The organism is Oceanobacillus sp. NCCP-135 (genome assembly GCF_059698015.1).
In genome coordinates, this window is the sequence record NZ_BAAKSZ010000013.1 from 52,016 (window position 1) to 66,624 (window position 14,609).

The window sequence follows — 14,609 nt, forward strand, 5'->3', positions numbered from 1 at the left end:
ACTACCATTTACGAACCTGTACTGCTGATAATTATTTTGATTGTATCATATCTTATACTGTTATATGCTACAACACATTTTGAAGCGGAAACATATCTCGGTGAAATAGTCGGAATTATTTTATTTTAATAAATCCATTGACTTTCTCTTACATCCACTATAGACTTACATTTAATTCTTAAAAACAAATGAATAGTAACACATCACTTCTTATCAAGAGAGACCGAGGGACTGGCCCTAGGACGTCTCGGCAACAGGTTCTTTTATAGAAACACTGTGCCAATTCCAGCAGATGCGTTAAGCATTTGACAGATGAGAGCGAGGGTGGTTCCTTACATAGAACCCTTCTTTTTCTTATCTATATAGAAAAAGAAGGGTTCTTTTGTTCTACTGCTTTACAAAATTGAACAATGCTTCAGGAGGTCAGCATATGATTGAGTTTAAAGATGTATCCAAGACATTCCGTTTAGGTAAACGAGAGATTCAGGCCGTTAAGAAAGTATCATTATCCATCAGTGAGGGAGAAATATTCGGAATCATCGGCTTCAGCGGTGCAGGAAAAAGCACACTACTTCGCCTGGTGAATATGCTTGAGCGCCCGACTTCCGGAACGATTCTTATCCAAGACACGGATGTCAGTAAATTATCTTCCAAGGATTTGCGCACAAGAAGGCGCAATATTGGCATGATCTTTCAAAATTTCAACTTGTTTAATTCACGTACCGTGGCTGGAAATATTGCTTATCCATTGAAATTGGGTAGCACTTCCAAAAAGGAAATCAATAAACGTGTGGAGGAATTGTTGAATTTTGTCGGACTTGATGATAAAGCAAAGGATTTTCCAGATCAATTATCAGGCGGGCAAAAGCAGCGTGTCGGGATTGCGAGGGCACTTGCCACTTCTCCGGATATCCTTATCTGTGATGAAGCAACCTCCGCACTTGACCCTGATACAACCGCAGATATTTTAAAGCTGCTGAAAAAGGTAAATCAAGATTTAGGGATCACGATATTATTAATCACACATGAAATGCATGTCATCCAATCGATTTGTGACAAAGTAGCTGTTATGGAAAATGGGGAGGTCATCGAATCTGGAAATGTATTTGAAACATTCACGGATCCACAGCATGCTACGACAGAAAGATTTATCCGCTCTGTGCAAAAGGATCTGCCATCGGAAAAAATTTTGGAAGATTGGCGCACCAGTGGGGGAGGAAAACTGTACCGCGTCATCTTTAAAGGGGATGCAACGAATGATCCAGTCCTTTCAACGATCACCAAAAAGCATAATGTTGATTTCAATATCGTTTACGGTGCAGTAAGGGAATTACAGGAAAAACTGTTTGGAAATCTCATCGTTTCATTTACCGGAGATCCGCAAGCCGTCCAGAATGTCCTTACAGAACTCAATAGCATTGTTGAATTAGAGGAGGTTACTGAAAATGAAAGTTGATTGGACAACATTTTGGCCAAGGATTTTAGAAGCAACCGGAGAAACATTGATGATGGTTGTGGCCACCCTTATCTTTGGGTCGATTATCGGCATCACAATGGGTCTATTGCTCTTTGTAACAAGGGAAAATAACATATTGGAAAATAAGCTTGTTTTTCAAATCCTAAATATCTTTATAAATATTATTCGGCCAATTCCCTTTATCATCTTCCTGGTCGCCATATCACAGCTAACCAGACTTGTTGTCGGAACAACAATCGGTACCGCAGCAGCAATATTCCCAATGACAATTGTTGCAAGCTTTACCATTGCTAGGGTTGTTGAGAATAATCTGGTCAGCATCGACCCCGGAGTAATTGAAGCAGCACAGGCAATGGGTGCTAGCCCAATGCGCATTATCTTCACTATTTTGATACCGGAGGCACTTGGACCACTCATTCTAGGTCTTACATTCGTTTCTGTCAGTCTGATTGACTTCTCGGCAGTCGCTGGAACAGTTGGCGGTGGTGGTCTCGGACATATTGCCATGACTTATGGTTATCAGCGATTTGATGGCAGCGTCATGCTCGTAACGGTTATTATCCTGATCGTCATGGTTCAACTCGCACAATGGATTGGTAATACACTTTCGAAAAAAATCATGCGCCGTTAACCGTTGCTTTGAAATAAACGTAATCAAAAACGAGGAGGAATTAACGATGAAAAAATTATGGGTATTATGTTTAACCTTTGTAACAATTACTGTTCTTTCCGCTTGCAGCAGTGCCAGCAGTGAGGGAAGTGAAGGAGAAACTGTGAAGGTGAAAATTGGGGTAAATGGCTCCGATGGTGTACAATGGCCAATTTTGCAAGAGAAAGCAGCGGACGAAGGTATTGAAATCGAGCTCATTGAATTTCAGGATTATACCCTGCCAAATAACGCTCTGGCTCAAGGGGATATTGACATCAATGCATTCCAGCACATCGCATTCCTTGGTCAATACGTAAAAGAAAGTGGTGAAGACATTGTTCCAATTGGTTCTACCATGCTTGCTCCAATTGGCATGTATTCTGAAAAAATAAGTGATGTATCCGAGATTAAAGCAGGGGATAAAATTGCCATCCCAGATGACCCATCCAACCAGGCACGTTCACTCAGGCTGCTGGAGAGTGCTGAACTAATCACATTATCCGAGGACTTTGGAATGTTTGGAGATCCGTCACATATAACGGAAAATCCATTAAACCTAGAGATCATTCCGATGACAGCACAGCAAACACCGAGGGTACTTCCCGACGTTACAGCTTCTGTCATCAATAATGGAGTTGCCGGTCAGGCAGGCTTCTCTCCAGGCGAAGATCCAATTTATATAGAAGATGCAAATGGGGAAGCAACTCACCCATACGTCAATATCATTGCAGCACGCGGAGAAGACCAAGATAACGAAACGTATCAACGCATTGTAGAGCTTTACCAGGAGGAAGACATCGAACAAGCGATTAAAGATGACACTAATGGCGGATCATTTCTTGTCACATTAACACAGGAACAACTCGATAAGGCGTTTGAACAATTAAAAAAATAAATCTGGGAGGAATGTAACATGAGCATTTTACAAAAAGATCGTAATCAAGTATTATTTCAGTCGATTGAGGAAAACCGTGAATTGTATATAAAAACAAGTCAGGATATCCACGCAAACCCAGAAATAGGCAACCAAGAAGTTTATGCAAGTGGAAGGCATATTGAAATATTGCAAAATGCAGGCTTTGATATAACAGCTGCTGTGGCAGGACATGAAACATCTTTTTATGCGGTAAAGGATAGTGGGGTGGAAGGACCAACGATCGCCTATCTTGCGGAATACGACGCTCTACCGGGAATTGGACATGCATGTGGACATAATATTATTGGTACAACAAGTGTTGCTGCTGGTATTGCACTCGCTGAGGTACTACCTGAAACCGGTGGGCGTGTAGTCGTGCTTGGAACACCTGCTGAAGAAGGCGGACCAAACGGCAGTGCAAAAGGCAGCTTCGTCAAGCATGGTTATTTAAAAGATGTGGATGTAGCACTAATGCTTCATCCATCGGGAAAAACAAGTTTAACCGGTGAATCACTTGCCGTTGATCCACTTGAATTCCACTTTTTTGGAAAACCGGCTCATGCCGCAGGAGCACCTGAACAAGGAATTAACGCTCTAGATGCGGTCATTCAATTATTCAATGGCATCAATGCACTTCGCCAACAGCTCCCATCTGATGTACGGATCCATGGTATTATCACACATGGCGGAGATGCACCAAACATTATTCCTGAGTATGCAGCTGCCCGTTTTTATATCCGGGCTGCATCCTGGAATAAAACAGAACAAACTGCTGCCAAGGTTCGTGCTATCGCTGACGGTGCTGCCCTCGCTACTGGTACAACGGTTAAAATTGAACGATTCCAAAATGAAGTGAAGGATTTTGTTCTAAATTCTGTACTAGACGAAGCATTAAAGGTAGAACTGGAAGCACTCGGTGAAGTCGTTCACACAGAAAAACGAAAAGGAAAAGGATCAACAGATGCAGGCAATATCAGCTACGAAGTTCCTACTTCTCACGGATATATCAAAATTGGTCCAGATGACCTGATTGCCCACACGGATGAATTCCGGGAGGCAGCCAAATCAGAACAGGGAGATAAGGCAGTAACCACCGGAGCAAAAGCACTTGCAGCAACAGGTTACAAGTTACTAAAGGATTTCGAACTGCTGCACCGGATTAAAAAAGAATATGAGCAAGCACTTGCTCTGAAGCAATGAAATACCATAGTGCAACACACTATGGTAGGGACATTTTTTATACTTTCTTATTTTTTGAGAAAAACGCTAAAGCGTCTTTCTAGAGAGCAGAGGTCAGAAGTCAAATTGGTAGAAATCGGTGAAATAATCGGTTTCTTTATCTAAACATCTTCCTCTTAAGTAGTAAAATTCCATATTTCCCTATCTCCTAAACAAGTGCTGAAACATTTTTTTTGTTTCAGCCTTTAAATTCAATATATTTTTATATCGTTTCTATAATTCCATTTTTAACTAAGGGTTATCTCTATATTATGAAAATAATGCATCAGACTACTTTATTAATTTTTCCGTTTAAAAACACAACTCATTTTACTTACATCACTAAATTGTTGTATATTACAAGTTGACACATATTATTTTAACTTTAGAATTCCTATGGAGGCGATTGTATTGGAAAGAGTAGTCGGAACAGTTGTAAGGGGGCTTCGATGCCCAATCATACATGAAGGGGATAACATCGAAGAAATTGTCGTAGATAGCGTGTTAAATGCCTCGGAAGTTGAAAAGTTTCAAATAAATGATAAAGATATCGTTACATTAACAGAGTCCATCGTAGCGCGTGCACAAGGCAATTATGCAACAGTTGATCATATCGCTAAGGATGTACATACCAAATTTGGTGGTGATACGATCGGCGTGATATTTCCAATTTTAAGTCGGAATCGATTTGCAAACTGTCTTCAAGGGATTGCAAAAGGAGCAAAAAAAATTGTTTTAATGCTAAGCTATCCTTCTGATGAAGTTGGCAATCACTTAGTGGATATAGACTTGCTTGATGAAAAGGGAGTTAATCCATGGACAGATATTCTGACAGAGGAACAATTCCGCGACCATTTTGGATATATGAAGCATACATTTACCGGTGTTGATTATATTGAATACTATAAATCACTAATAGAGAAATTTGGCACAGAATGTGAAGTGATTTTTTCAAATAATCCAAAGACGATATTAGATTATGCAAAAAGCATTTTAACTTGTGATATACATACGAGGGGCAGAACAAAGAGAATTTTAAAAGAAAATGGGGCAGATAAAGTTTATGGTCTTGATGATATCCTAGCTGCATCAGTTGATGGAAGCGGCTATAATGAAGCCTTTGGTCTACTGGGATCAAATAAATCGACGGAAGATGGCATCAAACTTTTCCCACGTGATTGCCAGCCTTTTGTTAATAACATCCAACTGATGCTTAAAGAAAAGACCGGTAAAGATGTGGAAGTGATGATTTATGGAGATGGTGCTTTCAAAGACCCGGTAGGTAAGATTTGGGAGCTTGCTGACCCTGTTGTATCTCCGGCATACACTTCAGGGCTTGATGGGACACCTAATGAAGTAAAGCTAAAATACCTTGCTGATAATAACTTTGCTGATTTAAAAGGGGAAGAATTGCAAAAAGCTATCGCTAAGTTCATTGATAATAAAGATGCTGATCTTGTAGGATCAATGGAAGCCCAAGGTACGACTCCCAGAAAGTTGACAGATCTGATTGGTTCCCTTTCTGACCTGACTTCAGGAAGTGGCGATAAAGGTACGCCAATCGTCTTTATACAGGGATATTTTGATAATTATACAAGTAACGAGGGATGAAAGATAAGGTGCTATAACCATGCCAAAAGACGAGAGCTTAACTGCCCTCGTCTTTTTCTTCTGACTCAATACGGTGAATAAACTCTTCAGCTGCACTGTACCCTTGCTGCTGCAAGTACCAGTTGTTTGCTGCAGCTTCAATCAGACCCGCCACATCCCGACCTGGTTGGAGCTGAATTTCAATATGCGGGATAGGAACATCCATGTATTCCTCAAATTTCGCTTCAAGCTCAAGCTCATTGTTAAGGGAATTTTTTTCCCATTTTGTCAGTTTTATATCTAAAGCAATCCTTGTTTCATCCTGAAAAGCCTTTCTTCCATATACACGTACAACATTCAATAACCCAACACTTCTTAGTGCCAGAAACTCCTTGTTTTTCTCATTATGGGTACCAAGAATCGTTTTATGACTAAGCTTTTTCAATACGACAATATCATCTGCCACTAGTCGATGTCCTCTGCCGATCAAGGTGTGGGCTATTTCGCTTTTCCCCACTCCTGATTCTCCACGAAGTAGGATTCCAATCCCAAAAACATTAATACAAACACCGTGCAAGGCAATTTCCGGTGCCAGAATTTTAGTTAAATAGCCATCAGCCTTTGCTATAAAATCAGTTGTTGATTCCTCTGTCCTTAATAACGGAATCGCTTCTTTTGTACAATACTGTTTTAAATATGTAAGCCCTTGCTGCTTAGCTGTTACAATAAAGCATGGTGGATGGTAATTTACAACATTGCCAATCCGCTTCTGGCGTTCCTTTTTACTTAGTTGATGCAAGTAGGTAATTTCCTTTTTACCAAGAATTTGCACACGCTCCATTGGAAAAAAATCAAAATAGCCAATAAACTCCAGCCCTGGACGATGTGTCCGAAGTGTTGTAACTTTCCGATCCAGATGCTCTTCCCCTGCCAGTACCTCCAAGGAAAACTCATCTACTAACTTCTCTACTGCTATTGATTTCACTTTGATTACACTCCAAACTCTATAGTATTCTATTCATTGATTATACTGCAAAACGGTTTAGATAGTAATAGAAACTCACTTGTTTGAAGATGCTATTTTTTTATATACGGAAATACTATCCCTTTTGAAGCAATAACTGTAAGTTTATCTTAAAAGTTATTTGATTATATCAGGAGAGTTCAGAAGATTGTATGGGATGTAGAAATATATAAAGTCCAATATGGATGAATAAGCGACCAGATTGAAAAGCTGATCGCTTATTGTATTTTAAGACGAAGAGACGGGTTAATTCTGTTGAAATTTTATATTTATTTCCAATAGTTATTAGCAGCAGCCACGGTTTGATAATGGATCGCAATGACTTGTGAGGCAGCTGTTAAGCTATCCGCATTCTCCTCATATTCTGGCCGTAATTTCTTTCTTACTTCCGTAGAGGGCTGGGTATAACCCACTCCTTTTCTCGCCAACAAAATAGCTAACTCAAATCCTTCTTGAGGTGTTTCTGTTTGTAAACTTGTAAGCCAATCAGCCATTACTATCATCCTCCCCTTTAGTCTATCTCTAGATTACCTCATTAATACAGCGATGACAATTAATTTTTACAATTTATAAAATAATCTGTTAATAACGTGATAATTGTAACACTTTTTTCAGTTATAAAAATAATGGGCAATACGAATATTCGAATGGTACAAGAAGAAAATGCAGCCGCTTTTAAGCGGCATAGCTTCAGCCTCCTTTATTAGCAAAAATCGCTTCCTTAAAAGTTTCGTACCCTATTTACCACGGAGATCACATATTACTGAAAAAAATATACACGTTTAGAACAGGATCAAGGGCGGTAGCTACAAATGATGAAGTGCTAAAAAAATGGTTCTCCTAATTAGAGATGAAAGTTGAGAGATAAAACGGTAAAGTTGAGAGAAACTGGGTAAAAGTTGAGAGAAAACAAGGAAATTTACAATTATCTCTCAACTTTATAGGCTTATCTCTCAACTTCATAAGTCTTCTCTCAACTTATTGCATACTTCTCTCAACTTCATAAGTCTTCTCTCAACTTTGGCTGATTTCGGCAAAAATACTAGAAAATTAAATTCTTGCTTATCATTATTGAAACATATCCGTCAAATATTTTTGAATAGGTGTAGGTAATAGTTGATAGAATAACCCTTTATATTTAAAATCAGCCAATCCAGCTAAGAAAATAATTATAACAAAAAATAAAATAGGTTTCTTCGTCTGTTTAGAAATCTTGCTCATAAGCTCTCCTCCCGTATTAATAGGTTTAGAATTTCCAGTGTAAGTTCCTAAAATAATTAAGAAATAGGTAATTCCCATAAAAAAGAAGCAAAACTGCCAAATGGCAATTATGCTTCCTGTAACTCCTTATGATCCGCCAACCCAAGTGCCTTCGCTGTTGAAATACGAAGTTTTCGGATAAGCTCCGGATTATCCTTTAGTGAAATGCCATAAGATGGAATCATTTCCTTTACTTTTGCTTCCCACTCTTTGATATGTTCAGGGAAGCATTTTTCCAATACCTCAAGCATAATGGAAACCGCTGTTGAAGCACCTGGAGAAGCGCCGAGCAATGCAGCAATTGAGCCATCAGCACCTGTTACAACTTCCGTGCCAAATTGAAGTGTTCCCTTGCCGCCAGCTTCTGTATCCTTGATTACTTGCACACGTTGACCTGCTACAACTACATCCCAATCTTCACTTTTCGCAGTTGGAATGAATTCGCGTAATTCTTCCATACGTTTTTCATTTGACAACAATACTTGCTGAACCAGATACTTTGTCAATTTCATTTCTTTCGCCCCCGCCGACAACATCGTGAAAGCGTTGTTTGGCTTTACAGAACGGATCAAATCAGAATAGGAACCTGTTTTTAGGAACTTTGGTGAGAATCCAGCAAACGGCCCAAATAACAAAGTCTTTTTGCCATCGATATAACGTGTATCCAGATGTGGAACAGACATCGGAGGCGCACCGACCTTAGCCTTACCGTATACTTTGGCATTATGCTGCTCTACAATTTCCGGATTATCACATACCATAAATTCTCCGCTTACCGGGAAGCCTCCAACATGTTTTGATTCAGGAATGCCGGTTTTTTGCAGTAGAGAAAGACTTCCACCACCAGCGCCAATAAAGACGAAGTTTGCCGTATGGTATTCAATTTTCCCGCCATTTATATCATGCACTTTTACTTCCCATGAGCCATCTTCAGCACGCTTAACATCCTCAACACTGTGTTTGTAGTTAACCTCAATGTTATTACTTTGTAAGTGGTCAAACAGCATGCTTGTTAACGCACCAAAGTTGACATCGGTTCCGGAATTGATTTTTGTTGCTGCCATTGGCTCATCCGATGTACGATCTTTCATAATAAGCGGAATCCATTCCATAAGTTTATCTGGGACATCGGTAAACTCCATCCCTTGAAATAAAGGATTATTTGACAGGGCCGCAAAACGTTTCTTTAAAAACGTTACATCTTTCTCCCCATGGACTAAACTCATATGAGGCAATGGCATAATAAAGTCCCGTGGATTAGTTATTAGATTGTTGTTTACGAGATAAGACCAAAACTGCTTGGATACCTGAAACTGTTCATTGATTTTTAATGCTTTTTCCGTATCGATGGATCCATCCGGTTTTTCTGGAGTGTAGTTCAGCTCACAAAGCGCAGCATGCCCCGTTCCCGCATTATTCCATCCGTTAGAGCTCTCCTCCCCCGGCTTTGAGAGTTTCTCGAACACTGTAATCTCCCACTCCGGTACTAATTCCTTCAATAATGCCCCAAGAGTCGCACTCATGACTCCGGCACCAATTAGAATAACATCTGTTTTTCTCGGTAAGCTGCTCATAATACCCTTCCTTACACTTTAAAATTTATAGAAAAGATAAACACCTAGTTTAAAGCTTTTCAGTGTACCAGGACATTGCCTAATCACACAACCTCTTTGATTCAATTATTATTTTAGCTAATAAGATTATATCTATAGTATATCACTAATTTTTCTAGATTAATATATTACGTTCGGATAGTTTTTATTTAAAAGCTGGAAAAAGCAATAATATTGAACCCATGTCATTTACGAAACATTGCCTGTTATATATAACAGATATACACTTTTCAAAACAAACTTATTTATATGAATGGTAAAATGAATCAGTACCCTGATCAATCTAAGCACATTAATAATGAATCACAATTAGAAACAATATTGCTATATAGTAATAATCACGATGCCTCAACCCTTTACGAACTGACAACAAACTGAAAAATTAAAGGATAACAAAAAATATGATGAAGAAGTTTCACATGCTGATGCATAATCTTCAACAAACATTGCCAATAGGGGAAAAGTTATCCATTGGGTTTAGTGATCTTCCGCTTTTGCGACCGATTACTGTAATTGTGATATTTCTTATGCTGAATTTACCCCCACCACATTATTAATACGAATGAAGACCACATTGAAACAATAAGCCCAATTAAAACATTTGCCATCAGCACACGGATAAATATTTTTGATTTTAATTGGTGCCTAGCTAATAAAATCATCTCAATTACAAATACAAATATAAATAAACCAATACTTGTCAGAGTTACGATAATAAGCATTTTAAAAGGGGATCCATCAATCAAATCATCTGCAAAGTAATAGGCTACATCCTGAGCAAATAATCCCAAATATGCTGCGAATAGCGTAATACAAAGAAGAGCAATTGATAAAATATTTCGTTTCACATAAGCACCTCTGTTTCTTTCACAAAATATTCCTTCCCTGAACAAGTTTGTTAGACAAATGCGCTCTATCGAAGAATTGCATCCGTCCTTCAAAACTCACAGATTTTTTATCTTGTAGTATTCAAATCCTTTGTTACTTTATAAACAACACTGCCAAAAGTTAACTTAACAGGATATAATGAAAGAATCACAGCAATAATCACACTGAGTGTCTTTATCCCTCCAGTTAAGTGTAATATATCGTTTATCAAGTAATTAGCTAATTGAATAAGACCAAATACAATACCAACGGACACGACAAATGCAAACAAAATTAGAATTACTTGTGGGATGGACATCTGCTTTATCTTTCCGAATTTTTTAATGCTGCCATCGTTAATTGAAAAAGAAATGTACGCCATTGGAAGGAATAATAAATACCAACTTGAATAGCCAAACCCAATCCACGAAACACCCATTCCTAAAAGCAGAATCCATCCAATTATGTTAAAGACTTTTCTATTCACTTAACCACTCCCATAAAAAAATAATATACAGTTAAATTGCCTTATTGTCCCGATTAGCGCTAATGCTATTCCAGAATTGCGCTAAGTTAGTCCAATAAAACTACTTTCCATGCACTCAACACAGGAGGGTCAGAAAGCCCCTCGATTGCTTTAAACTCAGCTTTTATTTCATTTCCTACTTCTAATTTACTAAAATCTATTTCATTACCTGATGCGTTTACTATATGTACATCCTTCAAACCAATAGTTGCTCGTTTATAGCTTGGGTTTAATAGCTTATTGCTTTCAATCAAAACTCCAATTTCCGCTTCCTTTTGAACAATTGTAAATGTTTCATCCTTATTTAACTCTATAACTATAAAAATAAGTGCTAATACGATTAGTAAAACAAGAATTGAAATGATTAAATACTTTTTCATTAACTCACCTCATTTATTTAAATTTCTTGTTCAACTATCTGGCCCTCTTCTTCAATATTGGGAGCAGATTCATTGTTCCAGAAATCCGCCCGAATGTGGGAATATACAATTGAAATCTTATTAGAAGACTTTCCGATGTTTAATTTTTTCTAGATCATCACTAATTTTTTCTATTTGAGATGCTAAAAATATGCTTTTCCTAAACATTAAAAGGTGTAAAAATTTAACGCATTTTAGCTCTAATTTTGAAACTCCAATTCCTTCTTCCATAGCTGTAAAACGATGCATATTTCTCACCCTTTCGCATATTCAATTATCATACCGTGTTCTGAAATAAGCAATTTGTAATCAAAATAGTCAACTAATTATAATGTACATTGGAAAGTTCGATCATTTATTAGATGTGGTCTTTAAGGCGCCCGTTTGCAGTATAATTATTTATTAGCAATTGCTTCAAATGTGATTGTCTGGGTTGCATTTGTGGGATATTCTCCGTGTTTGTAATCTGCCGATATAATAATATCTTTAAAACCAATCTGTTCAAGGATCGTTTTTAACTCTTCAACCCCATACCAACGAAGTGGGAATCTTTCTAGCTCTGACTGTGTTAATTGACCATTATTCCATTTTTCATATCGATTATGGGAAATGGTATATTGACTGATAAAGTCAACCTCAACTATTTTACTTTCTAAAGTGATAGTCTCATCATTCTGAGATTCCCAAGTTCTTATCGATACATTATCAACCGTTAGATCAGTTTGCAGAAAGATGTCTAAAATAAGCTTGCCTCCATCTGAAAGGTGATTATAGAAATTTTTCAGAGCACGAAGAGATTCTTCTCTTTTATGTATCAACAAAAATGTTCCAGTTGGTACGATAATCGCCTCATATTCTATATCCAAAGTAAATGACTCCATTTTCCCTTCAAATAATTTCGGGTGTAGCCCTCTACTTTCACAGTTATTACGGCAAATTTTTAACATTTCATCGGATACATCAAAACCATCAACTTTCAATCCTTTTTCTAATAGTGGAATAAGAATCCGACCTGTACCAACCCCAGGTTCGAGAACATTACCTTCACACGAAGCCAATCTTTCGCTGTAAAATTCAACATCTCCAAATGAAAGACCGATATATTTGTCTATATCATATACCTCTGAAGAAAGCTTATTATAATAACCCAACATATACCTTTTCCCCTTTCTCTATCTCCACTATGCCTAGCTTTAACGTTACAATAAATTACGTAATAAGGGATTTAACTCCTCCACCAAATAGCCGTTTATTGTAATGTTACAATACAGCTATTACCATAATTATAGCAAATTTTTGTTAGTTATCGAATTTTTAAAATGATCAAACTTAATTTCAAAGCTCAAACAGGGATTTTTTTAACATCTTAATTGTAAATGTAACAACTTTATTTATCAAAAAACGGCTAATGAGCTTGCATAATATCGGTCATAGAATAAATCGGTAACACTTCATGATGCGTTTGAAACATTCCGGATCCATTATGTTGCCCTGCCAGATTGATGTTTAGAAACGGGAACTACCTTGTCCAATGCTGTATTTAAGCATAGAAAAACCCGGTAATTTGATACTACACCAAATTATCGGGATCTCCTCTTTCTTATTACAGCTTTTCACCATTTGTCGAAATGACATTTTTATACCAACCAAAGCTTTTCTTTTTCATACGATTTAATGTTCCGTTTCCTTCATTATCTCGATCAACATAAATATAGCCATAGCGTTTTTTCATTTCGCCAGTGGACGCACTGACAATGTCAATCGGCCCCCAGCTAGTATAACCGATGATGTCCACTCCATCCTCGATTGCTTCACCCATTTGTGCGATGTGCCTTTTCAAATAATCAATTCGATAGTCATCATTGATCGTACCGTCATTGCTAATTTCATCAATCGCACCAAGACCGTTTTCCACAACAAATAATGGTTTTTGATAGCGGTCATAGAGCTGGTTAGCTGTAATACGGAAGCCTTTTGGATCAATTGTCCAGCCCCATTCAGATGTTTCTAGGTACGGGTTTGTAACCGATCCAAATATGTTCCCACTAGTTTTATCCTTTAAAATCTCTGGATCTGTACTCGTTGTTCTGCTGGAATAATAGCTGAATCCGATATAGTCAACTGTGTGATTTTTCAATAATGCCGCATCTTCTTCTTCCATCTCTATTGTCAGGTTGTTATCCTTGAAGAAGCGTTTCGCATAGCCTGGATATTCACCTCTGGATTGTATATCAATGAAGAAGAATGATTCACGGTCTTTTTCCATTGCTTTGAAAATATCATCCGGATTACTTGTATACGGATAAGTCTCTCCTGCTGCAAGCATACAGCCAATTTTTGCATCAGGAATTATTTCATGACAAGCTCTAACAGCTTTGGCACTTGCAACAAGCTGATGGTGCGCAGCCTGATAAAGCACTTGATCACGATTTTCTCCTTCTTTAAGTACAATGCCCGCACCCATAAATGGAAGATGTAATATCATGTTTATTTCATTGAATGTCATCCAATATTTCACTTTATCCTTATACCTCTCAAAGATTGTGACAGAGTACTTTTCAAATAAATCAACAAGCTTTCGACTTTTCCAGCTATCAAATCGTTCGATAAGTGATACAGGCACATCGAAATGTGCGATTGTTACAACCGGTTCAATATTGTGTTTATTTAACTCATCAAACAAGTCATCATAAAATTGAAGACCGGTTTCATTAGGATTCGCATCATCTCCATTTGGGAAAACTCTTGCCCATGAGATAGAGAGTCTAAATGATTTAAAGCCCATCTCTGCGAATAATGCTATATCCTCTTTATAGTTATGATAAAAGTCAATCGCTTCATGACTAGGGTAGAAGTCTTCTGAGTTAGGTTTTAAACTCTCGATATACCCTTCCATTATTTTTCTTCTTTTAGATCCAGTAGGGAGTAAGTCAACGTTTGTTAATCCTTTTCCATCTTTAAGATAAGCTCCTTCTACTTGGTTGGCAGCAATTGCTCCACCCCATAAAAAGCCATCTGGAAACTTTTTATTCTTAGACATGAAAATTCCT

14 protein-coding genes and 1 riboswitch are annotated in these 14,609 nt (G+C 37.8%); of the genes, 5 read left to right on the forward strand and 9 right to left on the reverse strand.

The window, feature by feature from the left end; genetic code table 11:
• Nucleotides 1–207 precede the first annotated feature (207 nt).
• A riboswitch (SAM riboswitch) is annotated at nucleotides 208–319 on the forward strand.
• A gap of 111 nt (nucleotides 320–430) precedes the next feature.
• From AC6HVZ_RS10815 to AC6HVZ_RS10835, 5 genes are all read left to right on the forward strand, one after another.
• Nucleotides 431–1,456, forward strand: a complete 1,026-nt coding sequence (locus AC6HVZ_RS10815) for a methionine ABC transporter ATP-binding protein (protein WP_497558174.1) — start codon at nucleotides 431–433, stop codon at nucleotides 1,454–1,456.
• Nucleotides 1,446–2,108 (forward strand): methionine ABC transporter permease, encoded by a 663-nt coding sequence (locus AC6HVZ_RS10820; RefSeq protein WP_497558175.1) that lies wholly within the window; start codon nucleotides 1,446–1,448, stop codon nucleotides 2,106–2,108. Before AC6HVZ_RS10815 ends, AC6HVZ_RS10820 begins: the two co-directional genes overlap by 11 nt.
• Before the next feature lie 46 nt (nucleotides 2,109–2,154).
• Nucleotides 2,155–3,021: a MetQ/NlpA family ABC transporter substrate-binding protein gene (locus AC6HVZ_RS10825; protein ID WP_497558176.1), complete on the forward strand. Its 867-nt coding sequence runs from the start codon at nucleotides 2,155–2,157 to the stop codon at nucleotides 3,019–3,021.
• 18 nt (nucleotides 3,022–3,039) lie between these two features.
• On the forward strand, nucleotides 3,040–4,242 hold the full coding sequence (locus AC6HVZ_RS10830) for a M20 family metallopeptidase (protein WP_497558177.1): 1,203 nt from the start codon (nucleotides 3,040–3,042) through the stop codon (nucleotides 4,240–4,242).
• 429 nt (nucleotides 4,243–4,671) lie between these two features.
• Nucleotides 4,672–5,871: a coenzyme F420-0:L-glutamate ligase gene (locus AC6HVZ_RS10835; protein WP_497558178.1), complete on the forward strand. Its 1,200-nt coding sequence runs from the start codon at nucleotides 4,672–4,674 to the stop codon at nucleotides 5,869–5,871.
• Between the two features lie 37 nt (nucleotides 5,872–5,908).
• On the opposite strand, the gene hprK is transcribed toward AC6HVZ_RS10835, so the two are convergent.
• The 9 genes from hprK to AC6HVZ_RS10880 form a co-directional block, all read right to left on the reverse strand.
• Nucleotides 5,909–6,835 carry an HPr(Ser) kinase/phosphatase gene (gene hprK / locus AC6HVZ_RS10840; RefSeq protein WP_497558179.1) on the reverse strand — a complete coding sequence of 309 codons (927 nt, stop codon included), beginning with the start codon at nucleotides 6,833–6,835 and terminating at the stop codon, nucleotides 5,909–5,911.
• Between the two features lie 308 nt (nucleotides 6,836–7,143).
• A complete protein-coding gene (locus AC6HVZ_RS10845) occupies nucleotides 7,144–7,368 on the reverse strand; it encodes a hexameric tyrosine-coordinated heme protein (protein ID WP_497558180.1) in 225 nt (74 codons plus the stop codon).
• 574 nt (nucleotides 7,369–7,942) lie between these two features.
• Nucleotides 7,943–8,095: a hypothetical protein gene (locus AC6HVZ_RS10850; RefSeq protein WP_497558181.1), complete on the reverse strand. Its 153-nt coding sequence runs from the start codon at nucleotides 8,093–8,095 to the stop codon at nucleotides 7,943–7,945.
• Between the two features lie 107 nt (nucleotides 8,096–8,202).
• The gene (locus AC6HVZ_RS10855; protein WP_497558182.1) at nucleotides 8,203–9,708 is read right to left on the reverse strand and encodes a malate:quinone oxidoreductase; all 1,506 of its coding nucleotides are present in this window, start codon (nucleotides 9,706–9,708) and stop codon (nucleotides 8,203–8,205) included.
• 575 nt (nucleotides 9,709–10,283) lie between these two features.
• Complete coding sequence (locus tag AC6HVZ_RS10860; protein WP_497558183.1) at nucleotides 10,284–10,595, reverse strand: hypothetical protein; 312 nt, start codon at nucleotides 10,593–10,595, stop codon at nucleotides 10,284–10,286.
• A 107-nt stretch (nucleotides 10,596–10,702) separates the two neighbouring features.
• On the reverse strand, nucleotides 10,703–11,101 hold the full coding sequence (locus AC6HVZ_RS10865) for a disulfide bond formation protein DsbD (RefSeq protein WP_497558184.1): 399 nt from the start codon (nucleotides 11,099–11,101) through the stop codon (nucleotides 10,703–10,705).
• Between the two features lie 86 nt (nucleotides 11,102–11,187).
• Entirely contained in the window at nucleotides 11,188–11,520 is a 333-nt protein-coding gene (locus tag AC6HVZ_RS10870; protein ID WP_497558185.1) for a hypothetical protein, read from the reverse strand.
• 434 nt (nucleotides 11,521–11,954) lie between these two features.
• Complete coding sequence (locus AC6HVZ_RS10875; protein ID WP_497558186.1) at nucleotides 11,955–12,713, reverse strand: class I SAM-dependent methyltransferase; 759 nt, start codon at nucleotides 12,711–12,713, stop codon at nucleotides 11,955–11,957.
• 449 nt (nucleotides 12,714–13,162) lie between these two features.
• A complete protein-coding gene (locus AC6HVZ_RS10880; protein WP_497558187.1) occupies nucleotides 13,163–14,599 on the reverse strand; it encodes a 6-phospho-beta-glucosidase in 1,437 nt (478 codons plus the stop codon).
• Between the last annotated feature and the right edge of the window lie 10 nt (nucleotides 14,600–14,609).

What these genes read in the sequence shown, in the direction of transcription:
- AC6HVZ_RS10870 (WP_497558185.1), bottom strand. Translation starts at nt 11,520, where the DNA reads ATGAAAAAGTATTTAATCATTTCAATTCTTGTTTTACTAATCGTATTA.
- AC6HVZ_RS10820 (WP_497558175.1), top strand. Translation starts at nt 1,446, where the DNA reads ATGAAAGTTGATTGGACAACATTTTGGCCAAGGATTTTAGAAGCAACC.
- AC6HVZ_RS10850 (WP_497558181.1), bottom strand. Translation starts at nt 8,095, where the DNA reads ATGAGCAAGATTTCTAAACAGACGAAGAAACCTATTTTATTTTTTGTT.
- AC6HVZ_RS10880 (WP_497558187.1), bottom strand. Translation starts at nt 14,599, where the DNA reads ATGTCTAAGAATAAAAAGTTTCCAGATGGCTTTTTATGGGGTGGAGCA.
- AC6HVZ_RS10815 (WP_497558174.1), top strand. Translation starts at nt 431, where the DNA reads ATGATTGAGTTTAAAGATGTATCCAAGACATTCCGTTTAGGTAAACGA.
- AC6HVZ_RS10855 (WP_497558182.1), bottom strand. Translation starts at nt 9,708, where the DNA reads ATGAGCAGCTTACCGAGAAAAACAGATGTTATTCTAATTGGTGCCGGA.
- AC6HVZ_RS10825 (WP_497558176.1), top strand. Translation starts at nt 2,155, where the DNA reads ATGAAAAAATTATGGGTATTATGTTTAACCTTTGTAACAATTACTGTT.
- AC6HVZ_RS10875 (WP_497558186.1), bottom strand. Translation starts at nt 12,713, where the DNA reads ATGTTGGGTTATTATAATAAGCTTTCTTCAGAGGTATATGATATAGAC.
- AC6HVZ_RS10830 (WP_497558177.1), top strand. Translation starts at nt 3,040, where the DNA reads ATGAGCATTTTACAAAAAGATCGTAATCAAGTATTATTTCAGTCGATT.
- AC6HVZ_RS10845 (WP_497558180.1), bottom strand. Translation starts at nt 7,368, where the DNA reads ATGGCTGATTGGCTTACAAGTTTACAAACAGAAACACCTCAAGAAGGA.